This is a genomic window from Pseudomonas lalkuanensis (assembly GCF_008807375.1).
GTDB classification, from domain to species: Bacteria; Pseudomonadota; Gammaproteobacteria; order Pseudomonadales; family Pseudomonadaceae; genus Metapseudomonas; species Metapseudomonas lalkuanensis.
In genome coordinates, this window is record NZ_CP043311.1 from 1,849,690 (window position 1) to 1,871,588 (window position 21,899).

Annotated in this window: 17 protein-coding genes; 10 read left to right on the forward strand and 7 right to left on the reverse strand. The window is 65.2% G+C overall.

Features of this window, described 5'->3' with window-relative positions; all coding sequences use genetic code 11:
• Nucleotides 1-88 precede the first annotated feature (88 nt).
• From FXN65_RS08750 to rluB, 3 genes are all read left to right on the forward strand, one after another.
• Nucleotides 89-916: a segregation and condensation protein A gene (locus tag FXN65_RS08750; protein WP_151132693.1), complete on the forward strand. Its 828-nt coding sequence runs from the start codon at nt 89-91 to the stop codon at nt 914-916.
• Nucleotides 917-1,705 (forward strand): SMC-Scp complex subunit ScpB, encoded by a 789-nt coding sequence (gene scpB, locus FXN65_RS08755; protein WP_151132694.1) that lies wholly within the window; start codon nt 917-919, stop codon nt 1,703-1,705.
• A gap of 111 nt (nt 1,706-1,816) precedes the next feature.
• Entirely contained in the window at nt 1,817-3,145 is a 1,329-nt protein-coding gene (gene rluB / locus FXN65_RS08760) for a 23S rRNA pseudouridine(2605) synthase RluB (RefSeq protein ID WP_151132695.1), read from the forward strand.
• A 107-nt stretch (nt 3,146-3,252) separates the two neighbouring features.
• Here rluB and FXN65_RS08765 read toward each other — a convergent pair whose 3' ends face one another.
• The 5 genes from FXN65_RS08765 to FXN65_RS08785 form a co-directional block, all read right to left on the reverse strand.
• Nucleotides 3,253-4,179: a GGDEF domain-containing protein gene (locus FXN65_RS08765; protein ID WP_151132696.1), complete on the reverse strand. Its 927-nt coding sequence runs from the start codon at nt 4,177-4,179 to the stop codon at nt 3,253-3,255.
• A 240-nt stretch (nt 4,180-4,419) separates the two neighbouring features.
• Nucleotides 4,420-5,160, reverse strand: a complete 741-nt coding sequence (locus tag FXN65_RS08770; protein WP_151132697.1) for a YciK family oxidoreductase — start codon at nt 5,158-5,160, stop codon at nt 4,420-4,422.
• Nucleotides 5,161-5,188: 28 nt separating this feature from the next.
• Nucleotides 5,189-5,860 carry an N-acetylmuramic acid 6-phosphate phosphatase MupP gene (mupP, locus tag FXN65_RS08775; protein ID WP_151132698.1) on the reverse strand — a complete coding sequence of 224 codons (672 nt, stop codon included), beginning with the start codon at nt 5,858-5,860 and terminating at the stop codon, nt 5,189-5,191.
• Between the two features lie 5 nt (nt 5,861-5,865).
• Nucleotides 5,866-6,564, reverse strand: coding sequence for a bifunctional 2-polyprenyl-6-hydroxyphenol methylase/3-demethylubiquinol 3-O-methyltransferase UbiG (gene ubiG / locus FXN65_RS08780; protein ID WP_151132699.1), 699 nt, complete (start codon nt 6,562-6,564; stop codon nt 5,866-5,868).
• Nucleotides 6,565-6,585: 21 nt separating this feature from the next.
• Nucleotides 6,586-7,911 (reverse strand): TRZ/ATZ family hydrolase, encoded by a 1,326-nt coding sequence (locus FXN65_RS08785; protein ID WP_151132700.1) that lies wholly within the window; start codon nt 7,909-7,911, stop codon nt 6,586-6,588.
• 112 nt (nt 7,912-8,023) lie between these two features.
• Between FXN65_RS08785 and mtnA the strand changes: the two genes are divergently transcribed.
• The 7 genes from mtnA (at nt 8,024) to cmk (ending at nt 18,520) form a co-directional block, all read left to right on the forward strand.
• Nucleotides 8,024-9,100 (forward strand): S-methyl-5-thioribose-1-phosphate isomerase, encoded by a 1,077-nt coding sequence (gene mtnA, locus FXN65_RS08790; RefSeq protein WP_151132701.1) that lies wholly within the window; start codon nt 8,024-8,026, stop codon nt 9,098-9,100.
• A 244-nt stretch (nt 9,101-9,344) separates the two neighbouring features.
• Nucleotides 9,345-12,119 (forward strand): DNA gyrase subunit A, encoded by a 2,775-nt coding sequence (gene gyrA, locus FXN65_RS08795; protein WP_151132702.1) that lies wholly within the window; start codon nt 9,345-9,347, stop codon nt 12,117-12,119.
• Between the two features lie 98 nt (nt 12,120-12,217).
• Nucleotides 12,218-13,303, forward strand: coding sequence for a 3-phosphoserine/phosphohydroxythreonine transaminase (serC, locus tag FXN65_RS08800; protein ID WP_151132703.1), 1,086 nt, complete (start codon nt 12,218-12,220; stop codon nt 13,301-13,303).
• The gene (pheA, locus tag FXN65_RS08805; protein ID WP_151132704.1) at nt 13,303-14,409 is read left to right on the forward strand and encodes a prephenate dehydratase; all 1,107 of its coding nucleotides are present in this window, start codon (nt 13,303-13,305) and stop codon (nt 14,407-14,409) included. Before serC ends, pheA begins: the two co-directional genes overlap by 1 nt.
• A gap of 79 nt (nt 14,410-14,488) precedes the next feature.
• Nucleotides 14,489-15,601, forward strand: a complete 1,113-nt coding sequence (gene hisC / locus FXN65_RS08810) for a histidinol-phosphate transaminase (protein WP_151132705.1) — start codon at nt 14,489-14,491, stop codon at nt 15,599-15,601.
• 4 nt (nt 15,602-15,605) lie between these two features.
• Nucleotides 15,606-17,837: a bifunctional prephenate dehydrogenase/3-phosphoshikimate 1-carboxyvinyltransferase gene (locus FXN65_RS08815; RefSeq protein WP_151138711.1), complete on the forward strand. Its 2,232-nt coding sequence runs from the start codon at nt 15,606-15,608 to the stop codon at nt 17,835-17,837.
• Nucleotides 17,834-18,520 (forward strand): (d)CMP kinase, encoded by a 687-nt coding sequence (gene cmk / locus FXN65_RS08820; RefSeq protein ID WP_151132706.1) that lies wholly within the window; start codon nt 17,834-17,836, stop codon nt 18,518-18,520. Before FXN65_RS08815 ends, cmk begins: the two co-directional genes overlap by 4 nt.
• Before the next feature lie 211 nt (nt 18,521-18,731).
• Here the strand turns inward: cmk and FXN65_RS08825 are convergent, their stop codons facing one another.
• Together FXN65_RS08825 and FXN65_RS08830 are read right to left on the reverse strand one after the other, a co-directional pair.
• Nucleotides 18,732-20,297, reverse strand: coding sequence for a BCCT family transporter (locus tag FXN65_RS08825; protein ID WP_151132707.1), 1,566 nt, complete (start codon nt 20,295-20,297; stop codon nt 18,732-18,734).
• Nucleotides 20,298-20,560: 263 nt separating this feature from the next.
• Nucleotides 20,561-21,892 (reverse strand): MFS transporter, encoded by a 1,332-nt coding sequence (locus FXN65_RS08830; RefSeq protein WP_151132708.1) that lies wholly within the window; start codon nt 21,890-21,892, stop codon nt 20,561-20,563.
• Between the last annotated feature and the right edge of the window lie 7 nt (nt 21,893-21,899).

Below are 21,899 nucleotides of genomic sequence, written 5' to 3' on the forward strand. Positions count from 1 at the left end.
TCGTACTTTTTTAGTCTGGCACATGGTGCTAATTTGCCCGCTTTCCCGCCGGCCGGTCTTTGCCGGCAGGCCTGATCGAGAGACCCTGATGCACGAAACACCGCCAACCGAGTCGCCGGATCCCCAGGCGGGCGCCCAGCAGGAGCTGCCTTTCGCCCTGGTCTACGGCCAGGCGGTGACCGAGTTGCCGCAGGACCTCTATATCCCGCCGGATGCGCTGGAAGTGTTCCTCGAAGCCTTCGAAGGCCCGCTCGACCTGCTGCTCTATCTGATCCGCAAGCAGAACATCGACATCCTCGACATCCCCGTGGCCGCCATCACCCACCAGTACATGGCTTATGTCGAGCTGATGAAGTCGGTGCGCCTGGAGCTTGCCGCCGAATACCTGGTGATGGCCGCCATGCTGGCCGAGATCAAGTCGCGCATGCTGCTGCCGCGCTCGAACGAGGCGCAAGAAGAGGAAGAGGACCCGCGCGCCGAGCTGATCCGCCGCCTGCAGGAGTACGAGCGCTTCAAGGCCGCCGCCGAAGGCATCGACGAACTGCCGCGGGTTGGGCGCGACCTGATCGTGCCGCGCCTGGATGCTCCGGACGCGCGGGCGCGCAAACTGCTGCCGGACGTGGCGCTGGAAGAAGTATTGCTGTCCATGGCCGAAGTGCTGCGCCGTGCCGATATGTTCGAGAGCCACCAGGTGACCCGCGAGGCGCTGTCCACCCGCGAGCGCATGAGTGAGGTGCTGGAACGGCTGAAGGGCGGCGCGTTCGTGCCCTTCGTCGCCCTGTTCACGGTGGAGGAGGGGCGTCTTGGCGTGGTCGTTACCTTCATGGCGGTGCTCGAGCTGATCAAGGAACAGTTGGTGGAACTGGTGCAGAATGAACCCTTTGCCCCCATCCATGTACGCGCCAGGGCCGAGTAGATGAACCTCAACGATCCCAAGGAACTCGCCTCGCTGCTGGAAGCCTTTCTCCTGGCATCCGGAAAACCCCTGTCGCTGGAGCGCTTGGCTGAACTCTTCGAAGAGGCCGAGCGTCCCGAGTTGTCGGTGATCCGTTCCGCTCTGGCCATCCTGGGCAAAAGTTGTGAAAAGCGTGCATTCGAGCTGCGCGAGGTAGCTTCCGGTTACCGCCTGCAAGTGCGCGAGCGCTTTTCCCCCTGGGTCGGGCGGCTCTGGGAGGAGCGCCCGCAGCGCTACTCCCGCGCCATGCTGGAAACCCTGGCACTGGTGGCTTACCGCCAGCCCATTACCCGTGGCGAGATCGAAGACATCCGTGGCGTGGCGGTCAACAGCCAGATCGTCAAGACGCTGCTGGAGCGCGAGTGGATTCGCGTGGTCGGCTACCGCGATGTGCCCGGCAAGCCGGCCATGTTCGCCACCACTCGCGCCTTCCTCGACCACTTCAACCTGAAGAGCCTGGAAGAACTTCCGCCACTGGCAGCCCTGCGCGAGCTCGAGCCGGAGCCGGTGCTGGCCCTGGAAGATGGCGAAGAGCCGGTGCCGGAAGGGCTGCAGGCGCGGGCCGATGCCGAGCTGCCCGCCGAACCGCGTGAAGAAACCAGCTTCCGCAGCCTGCTGGCCGAACTGGACATCATGGAAGAAGGCCTGAAGACCGACTTCGACGACCTGCTGCTCGCCGAGGATGACGATGCAGCCGAGGTCGCCGCGGAAGAAGACGACGAGTCGCTGCCGGACGAAACCCTGCATTGAGCGCCACCGGTCAGCGGCCAGGCTGACGTCCGGGCATTGCTCAACTAGCCTGAGTGCCAGTGGCCGCGTATGATGCGCGGCCTTTTTACTGCTACACCGGGAGGTGCCCAGATGAGTGAAGTCGAATACAGCCCCGCAGGGGAGAAGCTGCAGAAGGTCCTGGCCCGCATGGGGCTGGCTTCTCGCCGCGATATCGAGGCCTGGATCACGGAAGGCCGAGTGAAGGTCAACGGCGAGCCCGCCACCCTGGGCCAGCGCGTCGACAGCCATGACGCCATCAGCGTCGACGGCCGTCTGCTCAAGCGCGAAGAGGAAGCCGAAAGCGTCCGTCGCGTGCTGATCTACAACAAGCCGGAAGGCGAAGTCTGCACCCGCGACGATCCGGAAGGCCGTCCTACCGTTTTCGAGCGCCTGCCGCGTGCGAAGGTTGGCCGCTGGATCAACGTCGGCCGCCTGGATATCAACACCACCGGCCTGCTGCTGTTCACCACCGATGGTGAACTGGCCAACCGCCTGATGCACCCCTCCTTCGAGATGGACCGCGAGTACGCGGTGCGCGTGCGTGGCGAGGTCACCGAGGAAATGCTCGAGAATCTCAAGCACGGCGTGATGCTGGAAGACGGCCCGGCGAAGTTCACCGACATCCAGGAAGCACCCGGCGGCGACGGCCTCAACCATTGGTACCACTGCGTGGTGATGGAAGGCCGCAACCGTGAAGTGCGCCGCCTGTGGGAGTCCCAGGGGCTGGTGGTCAGCCGCCTGAAGCGCGTGCGCTTCGGTCCGGTGTTCATCACTTCCGACCTGACCATGGGGCGCTGGCGCGAAATGAGCCAGACCGAGGTGGACATCCTTAGTGCCGAAGTCGGTCTCAAGCCTGTGGCCCTGCCGGCCATGAAGGGCAAGTTCCGCGAGAAGCTCGACCGTCTGCAGCGCAAGTCGCCGAAGCCGACGGGCGCCCGGGCTCCGCGTCGCGAAGGTGACGAGCGCCCCGCCCGTGGTCCGCGCCACGAGGGTGATGAGCGTCCTGCACGTGGCCAGCGTCGTGAGGGCGATGAGCGTCCGGTTCGTGGTCCGCGTCGCGAAGGCGACGAGCGCCCGGCCCGTGGCCAGCGCCGTGAAGGTGATGAGCGTCCGGCTCGCGGCCCGCGTCGCGAGGGCGATGAGCGTCCTGCACGCGGTCAGCGTCGTGAGGGTGACGAGCGTCCGGCTCGTGGCCCGCGTCGCGAGGGTGACGAGCGTCCAGCCCGTGCTCCGCGCGGCACGCCGGTTGCCGATCGTCCGCGCGACGTGAACAAGAAGCGCCCGGCCAAGCCCCAGGGCGAGCGTCCGGCCGTCGAACTGGCCGATCGTCCGGCTCGCAAGCCCCAGCGTCCGCAGCACAAGCGCAGCGGCCCGGCCGGCGGCGAAGGCCAGCGTCCGGGGTTCGGTCGCAAGCGCTGATAGCAGGTGAAATGAAGAAGGGGCTCGTATGAGCCCCTTCTTTTTAGTTCTGTGAGAGCGAATTCATTCGCGATTGAAATCGCCCCGACAATGGGCTGTGGCGGCGCTTACCCCGCCATGGACAGGCGGTTGCGGCCTTCGCGCTTGGCCACGTACAGGGCGTTGTCCGCCCGGCGCAGCAGGCTTTCCACCGATTCCGCCGGCAGCAGGGTGGCGCAACCGAGGCTGATGGACAGGTCCAGCGGGCGGCCCTGCACCAGGTGCTGCAGTTCGAGGATGCCCATGCGCAGGCGTTCGCCTACCAGGGCGGCGGCTTCTCGGCAGGTGCCGGAGAGCAGCACGAGGAATTCCTCACCGCCGAAGCGGAACACCATGTCGACGTTGCGCAGGCGGGTCTTGAGGGTATTGGCTACCGCCTTCAGGACTTCGTCGCCGGTGCCGTGGCCGAACTCGTCGTTGATGCGCTTGAAGTGGTCGATGTCCAGCATCAGAACCGACATCGGTTGCAGGTTACGCCGAGCGAGGTCGACTTCGCGCTGCAGGGTCTGCTCCATGGCGATGCGGTTGCCGGTGTCGGTCAACGGATCGCGCAGGGCGCTCTGGATGGCGGCGCGGTAGAGCAAGGCGTTGCGCAGCGGGAAGAGCAGGGTGGCGAGCAGGGATTCCAACTGGTTCAGCTCGTGCTCGTCGAAGCGCTGGTTGCGGCGGAAGATCAGTTCGCCCAGGTACTCGCCTTCGTGGGTCAGGCGATAGCCGGCGGAATGGTTCGAACGGCTGCCGTACTCCAGGCGCAGGTCGCTGCTCTGGTGCTGGTAGCCCAGGGCGTCCAGGGGCACCAGGCGCTGAACCTCGCTGAAGAACAGACTGACGATGCGCTCCACCTCCAGACTGGTTTGCAGTTGCAGGGTCAGCTGACGACGCAGCTCCGCCAGGCTGATGGGGCGCAGCTTGGGCTGGCGCTTGCCGGAGAAGCCGAGGCGCTGCAGCTTGGCCGCGTCGAAATCGATGGTATTGGTCTGGATGGGAGGAACCATTGAGTTGAACCTCTGACGCAAAATGCGACGACACCAGGCATAGAGCTATTTCCGTGCCAGGAGTTCGCGATCCCTTGCAATCGCTTTAATTTCAATGAGTTAGATTGCTGGCGCCAGCTCTCGCGGCAAGCCTTTGCCGGTTTGATGGCGAAATAATGGCAATGTGATGCCGTTCACAGGGAGAAGCCGCCGGAAAACTGGCGGAGGCTGCGGCGGTCGGATGACCGCCGCGGAGGGAGGTCATTGTGCGTCGAAAGCCTGGCCGTTCACACCAGCGCTGTCCGGCCCCATGAGATAGAGGTAGACAGGCATGATTGCGGCGGGTTCCGGATTGTTTTCGGGGTTTTCACCCGGATAGGCCTGCGCGCGCATGCTGGTACGGGTGGCGCCGGGGTTCACGCTGTTGGCGCGCACGCTGGCAATGCCGTCCACTTCGTCGGCCAGGACCTGCATCAGGCCTTCGGTGGCGAACTTGGATACCGCGTAGGCGCCCCAGTAGGCACGGCCCTTGCGACCAACGCTGCTGGAGGTGAACACCACCGAGGCATCCTTGGACAGCTTCAGCAGCGGCAGCAGGGTGCTGGTCAGCATGAACACGGCGTTGACGTTGACCTGCATGACGCGCATGAAGTTATCGCCGGAAAGCTGCTCGAGGGGCGTGCGCGGGCCGAGGATGGACGCGTTGTGCAGTACGCCGTCGATGCGCCCGAACTCCGCTTCCAGGGTCGCCGCCAGCTCGTCGTACTGGTGCGGCTGGGCGGTTTCCAGGTTGAAGGGGATGACGGCGGCCTGCGGATGGCCGGCGGCTTCTATCTCGTCGTAAACAGCGTTCAGGCTGGCTTCGGTCTTGCCCAGCAGCAGCACGGTGGCACCGTGGGCGGCGAAGGTCCTGGCGGCGGCGGCGCCGATGCCTCGGCCGGCACCGGTGATGAGGATCACCCGGTCCTTGAGCAGGTCGGGGCGGGCGGAATACTGGAACATTTGAGTCTCCTTCGGGGCGCTGCCGGTATCAGCAGCTGCACAGCGCGCGGTCGAGCACGGCACGCAGTTCGAGCGGATGGTGGACCACCACGTCGGCACCCCAGTGAGCGGGGTTGTCGCTGGGATGGATGTAGCCGTAGCTGACCGCCGCGGTGCGGGTGCCTGCGGCGCGTCCGGACTCGATGTCGCGCAGGTCGTCACCGACGAAGAGCACGCTGGCCGGGTCCAGGTTCAGCTGGCTGCAGGCCAGCAGCAGCATTTCCGGGTCCGGCTTGCTGTTCTTCACGTGGTCCGGGCAGATCAGTACAGCGGAGCGGCCGGCGAGGCCGAGTTGCTCCATGATGGGTTCGGCGTAGCGAACCGGCTTGTTGGTCACCACGCCCCAGATCAGCTTGGCCTGCTCGATGTCCGCCAGCAGTTCGTCGATGCCGTCGAAGGGGCGGGTGAGCACGGCGCAGTGGTTCTGGTAGCGCTCCAGGAACTCCAGGCGCAGCGGCTCGAATTCAGGCGCTTCCGGATCCATTTCGAAGGCGGTGGCGACCATGGCGCGGGCTCCGCCGGAAACCACGTCGCGAATCGCCTTCTCATCCTGAGGCGGAAGGCCGCGGTCGGCGCGCATGGCCTGGCAGATGGCGATGAAGTCCGGCGCCGAGTCGAGCAGGGTGCCGTCCATGTCGAAAAGTACCGCTTGAAGTCGCATGCCGGTCACTCCTCGCGCAGGGTCTGGATCATGTAATTGACGTCTACGTCGGCTTCCAGCTTGTAGTGCTTGGTCAGCGGGTTGTAGGTCAGGCCTATGATGTCTTTCACCTGCAGGCCGGCGGCGCGGCTCCAGGCGCCCAGCTCGGAGGGGCGGATGAACTTCTTGAAGTCGTGGGTGCCGCGCGGCAGCAGACGCATCACGTACTCGGCACCGACGATGGCGAAGAGATAAGCCTTGGGATTGCGGTTGATGGTGGAGAAGAATACCTGTCCGCCCGGCTTGACCAGGGTGTAGCAGGCGCGAATCACCGAGGCAGGGTCCGGTACGTGTTCGAGCATTTCCATGCAGGTCACCACGTCGAATTGGCCGGGCATTTCAGCGGCCAGGGCTTCGGCGGTGATGCGGCGATACTCTACCGGCACGCCGGATTCCAGTTGATGCAGCTGGGCGACCGCCAGAGGGGCTTCACCCATGTCGATGCCGGTTACGGTGGCGCCGCGCTGGGCCATGGACTCGCTGAGAATGCCGCCGCCGCAGCCGACGTCCAGCACTTTCTTGCCGGCCAGCCTGACGCGTTCGTCAATCCAGTTGACCCGCAGCGGGTTGATGTCGTGGAGGGGCTTGAACTCGCTCTCGCGGTCCCACCAGCGGTGGGCGAGGGCCTCGAACTTGGCGATTTCGACGTGATCGACGTTGGTCATGGAATGTCCTCGAAACAGAATTCAGCGGCCGGCGATGCGATCGCCCCAGGCGCGGGCAGTGGCGCCCAGGCGCTCCTCGTCCAGGCGCGTCAGGCGGCCGTCGTCCAGCAGTTGCCTGCCGTCGACCCAGAGGTGCCGCACCGAATCGCGCCCGGTGGCATAGATGAGTTGGGAAACCGGGTCGTAGACCGGTTGCTGGGCCAGCCCGGAAAGGTCGAAGGCTACCAGGTCGGCGGCCTTGCCCGGTTCCAGGGAGCCGGTGTCCTGGTCGATACCAAGGGCTCGCGCGCCATTGAGGGTGGCCATGCGCAGGGCGCGATGGGCATCCAGGGCGCTGGCCGAGCCGGATACGGCCTTGGCCAGGAGGGCGGCGGTACGGGTTTCGCCGAGCAGGTCCAGGTCATTGTTGCTGGCTGCGCCATCGGTGCCGACGGCGACGTTCACGCCGGCCTGCCACAGGCGTTCCACCGGGCAGAAGCCGCTGGCCAGCTTGAGGTTGGATTCGGGGCAATGGATCACGTTGCTGTTGCTTTCCACCAGCAGGGCCAGGTCGGCGTCGTCCACCTGGGTCATGTGCACGGCCTGGAAACGCGGGCCCAGCAGGCCGAGGCGGGAGAGGCGCGCCATCGGGCGCTCGCCGCGCAGCTCCAGGCTCTGCTGGACTTCGAAGGCGGTTTCCTGGACGTGCATATGAATGCCGGTGTCCAGCTCCTCTGCCAGCACGCGGATGTTTTCCAGCTTGTCATCGCTGACGCTGTACGGGGCGTGGGGGCCGAAGGCGACCTTGATGCGTGGATGGTGCTTGAGGTCGCTGAACAGCTCGACGCCGCGGCGAATGGCTTCGGCAGAGTCGACGGCGCCGGGAATGGGGAAGTCCAGCACCGGAATCGCCAGTTGCGCCTTGATGCCGGCCGCATGGATGACGGCGCTGGCCTGTGCCGGGAAGAAATACATGTCGGAGAAGCAGCTGATGCCGCTCTTGATCTGCTCGGCCACGGCCAGTTCGGTGCCGTCGCGAACAAATGCCTCGTTGACCCACTTGGCCTCGGCAGGCCAGATGTGCTCCTGTAGCCAGGTCATCAGCGGCAGGTCGTCGGCCAGGCCGCGGAACAGGGTCATCGCGGCGTGGCCGTGGGCGTTGATCAAGCCGGGGGCCAGCAGCATGCCCGGCAGTTCGCGGCGCTCGCGGGCTTCGGCGCGCAGCGCCACGTCTCGCGGGGCGAGCAGGGCGATACGACCGTCGCGGATACCCAGCGCGTGATCCCGCAGCACTACGCCGGCTGGTTCCACCGGGACTATCCATGACGGGAGCAGGAGCAGGTCGAGCGGGGCGTTGGAACTGGGCATGGCGGCGCATCCTGGGCGCAGATTGAAGTGGCGGCAGTATACCCGAGCCAGAAGGGCTCCGGCTCGCTATAATCTGCGGTTTTTCCGCGAGTTACGGGTGGCGAGGTGGTCGATGCGTGAACAATTGTTAGCAGCCGAGAAGGTCAAGGCAATCGACTGGCGTGACGGCATGCTTCATCTGCTCGATCAGCGCCTGCTTCCGGCCGAGGAAACCTGGCTGTCCTACGACTCTGCCGAAGGCGTGGCCCAGGCCATCCGTCAGATGGTAGTGCGCGGTGCGCCGGCCATCGGTATCAGTGCCGCCTATGGTGTGGTGCTGGGCGCTCGGGCGCGTATCGCCGCTGGCGGCGACTGGCGCGCGGCGCTGGAGGCCGATTTCAAGGTGCTGTCCGAATCCCGGCCGACGGCGGTCAATCTGTTCTGGGCGCTGAACCGCATGCGCGAGCGCCTGGAACGGGTGCGTGATGGCGAGACGCCGCTGCAGGCTCTGGAGGCTGAGGCTGTCTCCATTCATGAGAGCGACCGCGAAGCCAACCTGACCATGGCCCAGCTCGGCATGGAGCTGATCCGCAAGCACCAGGGCAGCCCCCAGGCGCTGCTGACCCACTGCAACACCGGCGCCCTGGCTACCGGCGGCTTCGGGACAGCCCTCGGCGTGATCCGCGCCGCCCACCTGGATGGCCTGGTGGAGCGTGTCTATGCCGACGAAACCCGCCCCTGGCTCCAGGGCGCGCGCCTGACCGCCTGGGAGCTGGCCAACGAAGGCGTGCCTGTGAGCCTCAACGCCGACGCCGCCGCTGCCCACCTGATGAAGACCGCCGGGATCACCTGGGTGATAGTCGGTGCCGATCGCATCACCGCCAACGGCGACGTGGCCAACAAGATCGGTACCTACCAGCTGGCGGTCAACGCCATGCACCACGGCGTGCGCTTCATGGTGGTGGCGCCCAGCTCCACTATCGATATGTCCCTGGAAAGCGGTGACGATATCCCGATCGAGGAGCGTGACGGTTCCGAACTGCTGGACCTGGGCGGCCGTCGTGTCGCGGCGGAAGTCCATGCGGTGAACCCGGTATTCGATGTGACTCCGGCGGACCTGATCGATGCCATCGTGACCGAGAAGGGCGTGGTGGAGCGTCCCGACGCCGCCAAGATGGCGCAATTGATGTGCCGCAAGCGCCTCCATTGATAGCGCTGGTGCGGCATTTTCACCCTGCCGGCGGGGCGCCCGGCGGGGTAGGTGCAAGGCGGTGACTGTGGTAAGCTCCGGCAGTTATTGCCGCCCCTCCATCGAGGCGGCCCAATTGCACAGATCCTTGGCTTAACTCGTTGATTTGTCGTGAGTCGCTGCAGCATCTGGCCGCAGTGACGAGCTTCGCGCCGCTCAGGATGAGAGGGGCGGAGTTTCATCAGAAAAAGGAACCAGGCTTCTCATGGGCGAACTGGCCAAAGAAATCCTCCCGGTCAATATCGAAGACGAGCTGAAACAGTCCTACCTCGACTACGCGATGAGCGTGATCGTCGGGCGCGCCTTGCCGGATGCGCGCGACGGCCTGAAGCCGGTACACCGTCGCGTGCTCTACGCGATGAGCGAACTGGGCAACGACTGGAACAAACCCTACAAGAAGTCCGCCCGTGTGGTGGGTGACGTGATCGGTAAGTACCACCCGCACGGTGATACCGCGGTCTACGACACCATCGTCCGCATGGCCCAGCCTTTCTCGCTGCGCTACATGCTGGTGGACGGCCAGGGCAACTTCGGTTCGGTGGACGGCGACAACGCCGCAGCCATGCGATACACCGAAGTGCGCATGGCCAAGCTGGCCCATGAGCTGCTGGCCGACCTGGACAAGGAAACCGTGGACTGGGTGCCCAACTACGACGGCACCGAACAGATTCCCGCGGTCATGCCGACCAAGATCCCGAACCTGCTGGTCAACGGTTCCAGCGGTATCGCCGTGGGCATGGCCACCAACATCCCGCCGCACAACCTCGGTGAAGTCATCGATGGCTGCCTGGCGCTGATGGATAACGCCGAGCTGACGGTCGATGAACTGATGCAGTACATCCCGGGCCCGGACTTCCCCACCGCGGGCATCATCAACGGTCGCGCCGGCATCATCGAGGCGTACCGTACCGGTCGAGGCCGCATCTATATACGCGCCCGCGCCGAAATCGAAGACATGGAGAAGGGCGGTGGTCGCCAGCAGATCATCGTCACTGAGCTGCCCTACCAGCTGAACAAGGCGCGTCTGATCGAGAAGATCGCCGAGCTGGTGAAAGAGAAGAAGATCGAAGGCATCACAGAACTGCGCGACGAGTCCGACAAGGACGGCATGCGCGTGGTGATCGAGCTGCGTCGTGGCGAAGTGGGCGAGGTGGTGCTGAACAACCTCTATTCCCAGACCCAGATGCAGAGCGTCTTCGGTATCAACGTCGTGGCCCTGGTGGATGGCCAGCCGCGCACGCTGAACCTGAAGGACATGCTCGAAGTGTTCATTCGTCACCGCCGCGAAGTGGTGACCCGCCGTACCGTCTACGAGCTGCGCAAGGCCCGTGAACGTGGCCACATCCTCGAAGGCCAGGCCGTCGCGCTGTCCAACATCGACCCGGTGATCGAGCTGATCAAGACCTCGCCGACCCCGGCCGAGGCCAAGGAACGCCTGATCGCCACCGCCTGGGAATCCAGCGCCGTGGAAGCCATGGTCGAGCGCGCTGGCGCCGATTCCTGCCGTCCGGAAGACCTGGACCCGCAATACGGCCTGCGTGACGGCAAGTATTACCTGTCCCCCGAGCAGGCCCAGGCCATCCTGGAGCTGCGCCTGCACCGCCTGACCGGCCTGGAACACGAGAAGCTGCTGGCCGAGTACCAGGAAATCCTCACCCTGATCGGTGAGCTGATCCGCATCCTCACCAGCCCCGAGCGCCTGATGGAAGTCATTCGCGAGGAACTGGAAAAGGTGAAGGCCGAGTTCGGCGACGCCCGCCGCACCGAGATCGTCGCGTCCCAGGTGGACCTGACCATCGCCGACCTGATCACCGAAGAAGAGCGCGTCGTCACCATCTCCCACGGCGGCTACGCCAAGTCCCAGCCGCTGGCTGCCTACCAGGCCCAGCGTCGCGGCGGCAAGGGCAAGTCCGCCACTGGCGTGAAGGACGAGGACTACATCGAACACCTGCTGGTCGCCAACAGCCACGCCACCCTCCTGCTGTTCTCCAGCAAGGGCAAGGTCTACTGGCTGCGCACCTTCGAAATCCCGGAAGCCTCGCGTACCGCGCGCGGCCGCCCGCTGGTCAACCTGCTGCCGCTGGATGAGGGCGAGCGTATCACCGCCATGCTCCAGATCGACCTGGAGGCCCTGCAGCAGAGCGCAGGCGCCGACGAGGACCTGGAAGAGAACGAAGGCGTGGTGATCGAAGGCGAAGTGATCGAAGCCGAAACCGGTGACGATGAAGGCGCCGACCTTGACGACGAGCAGGACGAGCCCACCGGCGCCTACATCTTCATGGCTACCGCCTTCGGTACTGTGAAGAAGACTCCGCTGGTGCAGTTCAGCAAGCCGCGTACCGCCGGCCTGATTGCCCTGAAACTGGAAGAGGGCGACACCCTGATCGCCGCCGCCATCACCGACGGCGCCAAGGAAGTCATGCTTTTCTCCGACGGTGGCAAGGTCATTCGCTTCAAGGAAAAACACGTCCGCACCATGGGCCGTACCGCCCGTGGCGTGCGTGGCATGCGTCTGCCGGAAGGCCAGAGCCTGATCTCCATGCTGATCCCGGAAGCGGGCGCGCAGATCCTCTCTGCCTCCGAGCGCGGCTACGGCAAGCGCACCCCGCTGGAAGACTATCCGCGTCGTGGCCGCGGCGGCCAGGGCGTGATCGCCATGGTCACCAACGAGCGCAACGGCAAGCTGGTCGGCGCCGTACAGGTGCAGGACGGCGAGGAAATCATGCTGATTTCCGATCAGGGCACCCTGGTGCGGACGCGCGTGGACGAAGTCTCCAGCTCCAGCCGTAACACTCAGGGCGTGACCCTGATCAAGCTGGCCAAGGATGAAACCCTGGTGGGCCTGGAACGCGTCCAGGAGCCGTCCGGCGGTGACGAGGACGAAGAGCTGGAAGGGGAAGAGGCGGGCGTTGACGCCGTGGCCGATGCCGAGGCCAGCGACGTTGCGCAGGACGACGCCCAGCCGGTGACTGAAGAGTAATAATTGTAAAAACGGGCAGGCCGTCGGCGGCCTGTCCATTCGGTAGATGACAATCGGCGGGGGCACTGGTGCCCCCGCGCTACCCAGTGAGAATGGATGTGAGCAAGCGAGCCTTTAACTTCTGCGCCGGCCCCGCCGCGCTTCCGGAAGCTGTTCTGCAACGCGCCCAGGCGGAACTCCTCGACTGGCAGGGCAAAGGCCTGTCCGTCATGGAAATGAGCCACCGCAGCGATGAGTACGTCGCCATCGCCGAAAAGGCCGAGCAGGACCTGCGCGACCTCCTGTCCATTCCCTCGAACTACAAGGTGCTGTTCCTCCAGGGCGGCGCCAGCCAGCAGTTCGCCGAGATTCCGCTGAACCTCCTGCCCGAGAACGGCGTCGCCGACTACATCGACACCGGCATCTGGTCGAAGAAGAGCATCGACGAAGCGAGCCGCTTCGGCCGCGTCAACGTCGCCGCCAGCGCCAAGGGCTACGACTACTTCGCCATCCCCGGCCAGAACGAGTGGCAGCTGTCGAAAGACGCCGCCTACCTGCACTACGCCTCCAACGAAACCATCGGCGGCCTGCAGTTCGACTGGATTCCGGAAGTGGGCGACGTACCGCTGGTGGTGGACATGTCTTCCGACATCCTCTCCCGGCCGCTGGATGTATCCCGTTTCGGCCTGATCTACGCTGGCGCACAGAAGAACATCGGCCCGAGCGGCCTGGTGGTGGTCATCGTCCGCGAAGACCTGCTCGGCCGTGCCCGCGCCAATTGCCCGACCATGCTGAATTACAAGATCGCCGCTGATAACGGCTCCATGTACAACACCCCGGCCACCTTCTCCTGGTACCTCTCCGGCCTCGTCTTCGAGTGGCTGAAGGAGCAGGGCGGTGTCGAGGCCATGGAGCAGCGCAACAAGGCGAAGAAGGAACTGCTCTACGGCTACATCGACAAGAGCGAGTTCTACACCAACCCCATCGCCCACAACGCCCGCTCCTGGATGAACGTGCCGTTCCGCCTCGCCGATGAGCGCCTGGACAAGCCGTTCCTGGCTGGTGCCGACGCCCGTGGCCTGCTGAATCTCAAGGGCCATCGCTCCGTGGGCGGCATGCGCGCTTCCATCTACAACGCCGTCGGCCTCGATGCTGTCGAAGCCCTGGTGGCCTACATGGCGGAGTTCGAGAAGGAGCATGGCTGATGACGGATGTAATCTCCGAGCAAGAACTCAAGGCGCTGCGCCTGCGCATCGACAGCCTCGATGAGAAGATCCTCGAGCTGATCAGCGAGCGTGCTCGCTGCGCCCAGGACGTGGCCCGTGTGAAGATGGCCTCCCTGCCCGAGGGCGAGAAGCCGATCTTCTACCGTCCCGAGCGTGAGGCCTGGATCCTCAAGCGCATCATGGAACGCAACCAGGGCCCGCTGGACAACGAAGAGATGGCGCGGCTGTTCCGCGAAATCATGTCCTCCTGCCTGGCCCTGGAGCAGCCGCTCAAGGTCGCCTACCTTGGGCCGGAAGGCACCTTCACCCAGGCCGCGGCGCTCAAGCATTTCGGCCATGCGGTGATCAGCTCCCCCATGGCCGCCATCGACGAAGTGTTCCGCGAAGTGGCCGCCGGTGCGGTCAACTTCGGCGTGGTGCCGGTGGAGAACTCCACCGAGGGTGCGGTCAACCACACCCTCGACAGCTTCCTCGAGCACGACATGGTGATCTGCGGCGAGGTGGAACTGCGCATCCACCACCACTTGCTGGTGGGCGAGAACACCAAGACCGACAACATCACCCGCATCTACTCCCACGCCCAGTCCCTGGCCCAGTGCCGCAAGTGGCTGGACGCCCACTACCCGAATGTCGAGCGCGTGGCGGTGTCCAGCAACGCCGACGCCGCCAAGCGGGTGAAGAGCGAGTGGAACTCGGCGGCCATTGCCGGCGACATGGCGGCCAACCTCTACGGCCTGACCAAGCTGTGCGAGAAAATCGAGGATCGTCCGGACAACTCCACCCGCTTCCTCATCATCGGCAGCCAGGAAGTGCCGCCCACCGGCGACGACAAGACCTCCATCATCGTCTCCATGCGCAACAAGCCGGGCGCCCTGCACGAACTCCTGGTGCCGTTCCACAACAACGGCATCGACCTGACCCGCATCGAGACCCGCCCGTCCCGCAGTGGTAAGTGGACCTACGTGTTCTTCATCGACTTCGTAGGCCACCACCGCGATCCGCTGATCAAGGACGTGCTGGAGAAGATCAACCAGGAAGCCGTTGCCCTGAAGGTGCTGGGTTCCTACCCCAAAGCGGTGCTTTGAATTCGCGACGGGCCGCCGCGCTCCAGCCAGGGTTGGGGCGCGCCACGGTGGCCCCTAGCCCGTAGTTGAGGCTGAACCCATGAGCTGTGACTTCCTCGCCCTTGCCCAACCGGGCGTGCAGAAACTTTCGCCCTACGTGCCCGGCAAGCCGGTGGACGAGCTGGCCCGTGAGCTGGACCTCGACCCGGCCGGCATCGTCAAGCTGGCCAGCAATGAGAACCCCCTCGGTCCGAGCCCCAAGGCCCTCGAAGCGATCCGCAACGAACTTGCCGAACTGACCCGCTACCCGGACGGCAACGGCTTCGAGCTCAAACGTCGCCTGGCCGAGCGCTGTGGCGTGACCCCGGCCCAGGTCACCCTGGGCAACGGCTCCAACGACATTCTCGACCTGGTGGCCCGTGCCTACCTGGCTCCCGGCCTGAACGCCGTGTTCAGCGAGCACGCCTTCGCCGTGTACCCCATCGCCACCCAGGCCGTGGGCGCTGCCGGCAAGGTGGTCCCGGCCAAGGACTTCGGCCATGACCTGCCGGCCATGCTGGCGGCCATCGACGCCGACACCCGCGTCGTGTTCATCGCCAACCCGAACAATCCCACCGGCACCTGGTTCGGCCCGGCCGCGCTGGAAGACTTCCTCGCCAGGGTCCCGGAAAATGTACTGGTGGTCCTGGACGAGGCCTACATCGAATACGCCGAGGGTGAAGAGCTCCCCGACGGCCTTCACTATCTGGCCCGTTATCCGAACCTGCTGGTGTCCCGTACCTTCTCCAAGGCCTATGGCCTGGCTTCGCTGCGCGTGGGCTACGGCCTGTCCAGCGCCCGGGTGGCCGACGTGCTGAACCGCGTGCGCCAGCCCTTCAACGTCAACAGCCTGGCCCTGGCCGCCGCCTGCGCCGCCCTGGATGACGCCGAGTACCTGGCCGAAAGCCGCCGTGTCAACGATGCCGGCATGGCCCAGCTGGAAGAGGGCTTCCGCGCCCTGGGGCTGACCTGGATTCCCTCCAAGGGCAACTTCATCGCTGTCGACTTCGGCCGCGATGCCTCCCCGATCAACCAGGGCATGCTCGCCGAAGGCGTGATCCTGCGCCCGGTGGCTGGTTACGGCATGCCGACTTTCCTGCGCGTCTCCATCGGCCTGCCGGCCGAGAACGCCCGCTGCCTGGAAGCGCTGGCCAAGGTGCTCGGCCGTGGCTGATGTCATGACCGTGCAACAGGGCGCCCCTATCTTCGGGCGCCTGGTGGTGATCGGCCTCGGCCTGATCGGTGGCTCCTTCGCCAAGGGGCTGCGCGAGAAGGGCCTGTTCGCCGAAGTGGTGGGTGTGGACAGGGACCACGAGTCCTGCCGTATCGCTGTCGAGACAGGCGTGGTCGACCGTTGCGAGAGTGACCTCGCAGTGGCCTGCCACGGTGCCGATGTGATCCAGCTGGCCGTGCCCATCCTCGCCATGGAAAAACTCCTCGCCGAACTTGCCATCCTTGACCTGGGCGACGCCGTGCTGACTGACGTCGGCAGCGCCAAGGGCAATGTCGTTCGCGCCGCGCGCCGGGTGTTCGATGGCATGCCGGCGCGTTTCGTACCCGGCCATCCCATCGCCGGATCGGAGAAGAGCGGGGTGGAAGCCGCCAACGCCAGCCTGTTCCGCCGCCACAAGGTCATCCTCACCCCGGTGGGAAACACCGATCCATCTGCCCTGCAGTGCGTCGACCAGCTCTGGCGAGCCCTCGGTGCTGATGTGGAACATATGGACGTCGAGCATCACGATGAGGTGCTCGCTGCCACCAGCCACCTGCCGCACCTGCTGGCATTCGGGCTGGTCGACTCGCTGGCCAAGCGCAGCGAGAATCTGGATATCTTCCGTTATGCCGCTGGTGGATTCCGTGACTTCACGCGTATCGCCGGCAGCGACCCGGTAATGTGGCACGACATCTTCCTCGCCAACCGCGACGCCGTGCTGCGCATACTGGACGCATTTCGCGATGACCTCGACGCCCTGCGCGGCGCGGTCGACGCAGGGGACGGGCATGAATTGCTGGGCGTGTTCACTCGCGCCCGCTTCGCCCGCGAGCATTTCAGCAAAATCCTGGCCCGCAGGGCCTATGTGGACGCCATGCACAATAACGATCTGATTTACCTGGCTCAGCCGGGTGGCAAACTCGCCGGCCGTGTTCGCGTTCCGGGCGACAAGTCCATCTCGCACCGTTCCATCATGCTCGGCTCCCTGGCCATCGGGACCACCGAGGTGGAAGGCTTCCTCGAAGGCGAAGACGCCCTGGCGACCCTGCAGGCCTTCCGCGACATGGGGGTGGTCATCGAAGGGCCGCACCACGGCCGCGTGACCATCCACGGCGTTGGTCTGCACGGTCTGAAACCGCCGCCCGGCCCGCTGTACCTCGGTAACTCCGGCACCTCCATGCGCCTGCTCAGCGGCCTGCTGGCGGCCCAGCCGTTCGATACCACCCTGACTGGCGACGCCTCCCTGTCCAAGCGCCCGATGAATCGCGTGGCCAAGCCCCTGCGCGAAATGGGCGCGGTGATCGAGACCGGCGCTGAAGGTCGTCCGCCGCTGACCATCCGTGGGGGCCAGCGCCTGACCGGCATGAGCTACGAAATGCCCATGGCCAGTGCCCAGGTGAAGTCCTGCCTGCTGCTGGCCGGCCTCTACGCCGCCGGTGAAACCTCCGTGACCGAGCCGGCCCCGACCCGCGATCACACCGAGCGCATGCTGCAAGGCTTCGGCTATCCGGTGAAGGTTGACGGCAATACCGCCACCGTTGAAAGTGGCCACAAGCTTTCCGCCTGTCGCATCGAAGTGCCGGCCGACATCTCCTCTGCTGCCTTCTTCCTGGTGGCCGCGAGCATCGCCGAAGGCTCCGAACTGGTGCTGGAACACGTCGGCATCAACCCGACCCGTACCGGCGTGATCGACATCCTCAAGCTGATGGGCGGCGACATCACCCTGGAAAACCAGCGTGAAGTGGGCGGCGAGCCGGTGGCCGATATTCGTGTACGTGCGGCCAAGCTGAAGGGCATCGATATCCCTGAAGACCTGGTTCCGCTGGCCATCGACGAGTTCCCCGTGCTCTTCGTCGCCGCTGCCTGTGCCGAAGGTCGCACCGTGCTGCGTGGCGCAGAAGAACTGCGGGTGAAGGAATCCGACCGCATCCAGGTCATGGCCGACGGCCTGCTTGCCCTGGGCGTGAAGGCCGAGCCGACCCCGGACGGCATCGTCATCGAAGGCGGCCCCATGGGCGGCGGCGAAGTCTGGAGCCACGGCGACCACCGTATCGCCATGTCCTTCAGCGTGGCGTCGCTGCGTGCCAGCGCGCCGATCCGCATCCACGATTGCGCCAACGTTGCAACTTCCTTCCCGAATTTCCTCGGCCTCGCGGCCCAGTCCGGCATCCGTGTCGCGGAAGAGGGCAAGGCATGAACGCCAACCTGCCCGTAATCGCCATCGACGGACCCAGCGGTTCCGGCAAGGGCACCGTCGCTGGCCGTCTGGCCAAGCGCCTGGGCTGGCATCTGCTGGACTCCGGCGCGCTGTACCGCCTGCTGGCCTTCGCCGCGCGTAACCACGGTGTCGACCTGACCAACGAGGAATCCCTCAAGGTCCTGGCGGCGCACCTGGACGTGCAGTTCAACGCGAAGGCCGGTGGCGGCCAGAGCATCGTGCTGGAAGGTGAAGACGTCACCGACGTGATTCGCTCCGAGCAGGTCGGTGCCGGCGCCTCCCAGGTCGCCGCGCTGCCCGCCGTGCGTGAAGCCCTGCTGCAACGCCAGCGTGCTTTCCTCGAAGCCCCCGGCCTGGTGGCCGACGGCCGCGATATGGGCACCGTGGTGTTCCCGCAGGCGCAGCTGAAGATATTCCTCACCGCCAGCGCCGAAGAGCGCGCCCGCCGCCGCTACCTGCAGCTCAAGGGCAAGGGCATGGAAGCCGACCAGGCTGCCCTGCTGACGGAAATCCAGGAACGCGACGAGCGTGACAGCCAGCGTTCCGTGGCCCCGCTGAAGCCGGCCGAGGATGCGATCATTCTGGATTCCACCAGCCTCAGCATCGACGAAGTTCAGGACAAGATCCTCGAAGCCTTCGCCGCCCTCGGCCTGGACGACTGAAGTCCCGGTTCGACGAAAACGCCGCAGTCACCGACTGCGGCGTTTTTGTTTGTGGAGCGGGGAGGTCGTATCGGTCGTTTCGCGCAATCAGTGCGCGCAGCGCACCCTGGGATCCAGCACCTGTTCTGAATGGCGCGAGGTGAGCCGTGCGCACCGGCTGTTCAGCGATAGCGAGGAAACAGGTGCCGCCGTGAAGCAGCACCCTGGAACCTCAATCCGCAGCGGCACGCACCGGATTGCGCAGAGCAGCAAGCGAGTTGTGCGCGACGCCAATCGGCTGGTCATTCATCAGCGCCTTGCACAGCGATACGCACAATCCCACCATCACCAGCAGGAACGGCGCGGCGAAGATGATGGCGGCGGTCTGCAGTGCATTGAGGCCACCCATCACCAGCAGCACGGAGGCGGCTGCGCTGGTCAACACGCCCCACAGCGCCACCAGCCAGCTCGGCGGCTTCAGGTTGCCGTGGGCGCAGAGCATGCCCATGACGATGGAGCCCGCATCTGCCCCGGAGATGAAGAACACGCCCACCAGCAGAATGGCCGCAAATGAGGTCAGCGCCGCGGCCGGATACTGGGCCAGCAGCATGAACAGCGCCACCGCCGGTCCCTGGTCCTTCACGGCCGTGGCGATGCCGCCCGCACCGGCCAGCTCCGAGTACAGCGCCGAGCCGCCCATGATCGCGAACCACACCATCGTCACCCCGCTGGGAATGACGATCACGCCGATCACGAACTCGCGAATGGTGCGGCCGCGCGAAATGCGCGCGATGAAGGTGCCCACGAACGGCGCCCAGGAAATCCACCAGGCCCAGTAGAAGATGGTCCAGCCGGCGAGCCACTTGCCATCGCTGAACGCCGCGGTGCGGAACGACATCGGCACCAGTTCCTGGAGGTATTCGCCTATCGAAGCGACCAGCGTATTGACGATGAAGACGCTCGGGCCCACTGCCGCCAGGAACAACAGCAGCACCACCGCGACCACCATGTTCAGGTTGCTCAGGAACTGCACCCCCTTGCCCACGCCGGAAATGGCGGAAAGGATGAAGAACACCGTCATCACCACGATGATCGCCAACGCAATGTTGTTCGATTCGCCGGTGTTCCAGAGGTAGTTCAGGCCACTGTTGATCTGCTGCGCACCCAGGCCGAGCGAGGTGGCGGTGCCGAAGAGCGTGGCCAGGACCGCCAGTATGTCGATCGACTTGCCCAGTGGCCCGCGCACGCCCGCCTCGCCAATCAGCGGTGTAAAGGCACTGGAGATCAGGTTGGGCAGTCCCTTGCGGAACGAGAAGTAGGCGATGACCAGACCGACGATGGCGTAGATCGCCCAGGGGTGGAATGCCCAATGGAAGTAGGCGTATCCCATTGCGATCTTGGCCGCTTCCCGGGAGTGCGCCGGCGCCAGTTCGGGCGGAATTGTCGAAAAGTGTGTGATGGGCTCGGCCACGCCCCAGAACATGAGCCCGATGCCCATGCCGACGCTGAACATCATCGCGATCCACGACGACGTACTGAACTCGGGTTGTTCATCGTCCTTGCCCAGTCTGATCCGGCCGAAGCGGCTGAATGCCAGGAACAGGGCGAAGCCCAGAAAGAAGGCGGTGGAGAGGACGAAGCTCCAGCCGAACCAGTCGATGATCTTGTCCAGCAGAGCCTGCGCCGCAGTCGACAAGGCCTTGGGCCAGAGTGCTCCTCCAGCGACCAACGAGGCCGATATCACGACAGCCCCCCAGAAAACGACCTTGTCGACGGGTGATTTGGGTGTCTTGCGCATGGGCCTCCTCAAGCATTGCGTGCTTTTTCTTGTAAGTGTGAAACCTGCCGTGCGAGCGACAGTCAGAGCCCCGTAATGGTCGCGTGGCCGGTGAACCGCTTCTTGTGCGTGGACGATGCCCGCCGATCCAATTGCGACAGACTTCGACCGGTCGGTCGCGTTGGCGCTGACGCCGAAGATAGACGGTCATTCGACGCCCAAGAAGCAAAACGGGCCCTGAGGGCCCGTTTTCGTTTGGACAAGAATCGCTTCCTTCAGATCACTCATACCGAGCGCAGAATCTCCGCACCCGTCTCGACTCCAGAATCCGCATCGATCTCCTTCATCCCCAGATGCGCCGTCTCCCTCAGCAGGAACGAGCACACCGCCACCAGCGCCAGCGCAGCAGCGCCATAGGCGGCCACGCCAAACGGGCTGCCGGTGGCGATGAGAATCGCCGTGGCCAGGCTGGACGCCGTGCCGCCACCAAAGGCCGCGCCTATCTGGTAGGCGGCGGACATGCCGGAGTAGCGCATGTGGCGCGGGAACTGTTCGGCGAGGAAGGCGGGGATCGGGCCCTGGGTCGCGCCCATCAATGCGCCGACCATGACGTACGCCATGCAGGCGATGGGTAGGCTGTGGCGGCCCACCAGGGTGAAGAAGACGAAGAAGCCGACGGCCATCAGCAAGGCGCCGAGAATCATCACGGTGCGCCGGCCCAGGCGGTCGGAGAGGCTGGCGAACAGCGGGGCGCTGATGACGATGGCAACGGACAGGGACACGTCGAACAGCAGTGCTTCGGTGCTGCCGTAGCCCATTTGCGTGGCGTAGGCGAGGAAGAAGGTGCTGCCGATATAGGCGATGGTCACGTAGCCGAAGGCGATGCCGGTGCACAGCAGCATCTCGCGAGGGCGCGAGCGCAGGGCGGCAACCAGGGGCAGGCGGGTGTTCTCTTGCGGTTGCAGTGGCTTGCTGGCGGGATTCGACAGGCGCGCGTAGAGGCCGATCAGCACCAGGACACCGCCGAGCCAGAAGGGGATGCGCCAGGCGAAGTCGGCCAGGTTGTCGTCGTAGGCGGCGCTGACGATGGCGAACACGGCGGAACCGAGGATGCCGCCGATGCCGATGCCCATGCTGGTGAAGCTGCCCCAGAGGCCGCGCTTTCCGGCCGGGGCGGATTCGATGCCGAAGAGGGCCGCGCCACCCCATTCACCGCCGGCGGCGAAGCCCTGCACCAGGCGCAGCAGCACCAGCAGGACAGGCGCCGCAGCACCGATGCTCTCGTGGGAAGGCAGGCAGCCGATGGCCAGGGTGCTGAAACCCATCAGCAGCAGGGTGACCACCAGCGCTTTCTGGCGGCCAGCCTTGTCGCCGAAATGGCCGAACACCATGCCGCCCAGCGGACGGGCGAAGAAGCCCACGCCGAACGCGCCGAAGGCGACCAGCGTGGCGGTGAGCGGGTCCAGGTCGGGGAAGAATACCTGGGGGAAGACCAGGGCGGCGGCGACGCCATAGATGACGAAGTCGTAGAACTCCAGGGCGGTGCCCAGACCCGAGACGAAGAAGGTCCGGAGCGCCGATTGCGATCCCGTTGCCGGGGAAGGTTGATTTGCCATTTGCCTT

Bases quoted from the DNA above. Each gene is read 5' to 3' on its own strand.
- FXN65_RS08765 (WP_151132696.1), bottom strand. From the start codon at position 4,179: ATGGTTCCTCCCATCCAGACCAATACCATCGATTTCGACGCGGCCAAG.
- cmk (WP_151132706.1), top strand. From the start codon at position 17,834: ATGAACGCCAACCTGCCCGTAATCGCCATCGACGGACCCAGCGGTTCC.
- mupP (WP_151132698.1), bottom strand. From the start codon at position 5,860: ATGCGACTTCAAGCGGTACTTTTCGACATGGACGGCACCCTGCTCGAC.
- FXN65_RS08750 (WP_151132693.1), top strand. From the start codon at position 89: ATGCACGAAACACCGCCAACCGAGTCGCCGGATCCCCAGGCGGGCGCC.
- FXN65_RS08825 (WP_151132707.1), bottom strand. From the start codon at position 20,297: ATGCGCAAGACACCCAAATCACCCGTCGACAAGGTCGTTTTCTGGGGG.
- FXN65_RS08770 (WP_151132697.1), bottom strand. From the start codon at position 5,160: ATGTTCCAGTATTCCGCCCGCCCCGACCTGCTCAAGGACCGGGTGATC.
- FXN65_RS08830 (WP_151132708.1), bottom strand. From the start codon at position 21,892: ATGGCAAATCAACCTTCCCCGGCAACGGGATCGCAATCGGCGCTCCGG.
- scpB (WP_151132694.1), top strand. From the start codon at position 917: ATGAACCTCAACGATCCCAAGGAACTCGCCTCGCTGCTGGAAGCCTTT.
- FXN65_RS08785 (WP_151132700.1), bottom strand. From the start codon at position 7,911: ATGCCCAGTTCCAACGCCCCGCTCGACCTGCTCCTGCTCCCGTCATGG.
- FXN65_RS08815 (WP_151138711.1), top strand. From the start codon at position 15,606: ATGACCGTGCAACAGGGCGCCCCTATCTTCGGGCGCCTGGTGGTGATC.
- gyrA (WP_151132702.1), top strand. From the start codon at position 9,345: ATGGGCGAACTGGCCAAAGAAATCCTCCCGGTCAATATCGAAGACGAG.
- hisC (WP_151132705.1), top strand. From the start codon at position 14,489: ATGAGCTGTGACTTCCTCGCCCTTGCCCAACCGGGCGTGCAGAAACTT.
- mtnA (WP_151132701.1), top strand. From the start codon at position 8,024: ATGCGTGAACAATTGTTAGCAGCCGAGAAGGTCAAGGCAATCGACTGG.
- pheA (WP_151132704.1), top strand. From the start codon at position 13,303: ATGACGGATGTAATCTCCGAGCAAGAACTCAAGGCGCTGCGCCTGCGC.
- ubiG (WP_151132699.1), bottom strand. From the start codon at position 6,564: ATGACCAACGTCGATCACGTCGAAATCGCCAAGTTCGAGGCCCTCGCC.
- rluB (WP_151132695.1), top strand. From the start codon at position 1,817: ATGAGTGAAGTCGAATACAGCCCCGCAGGGGAGAAGCTGCAGAAGGTC.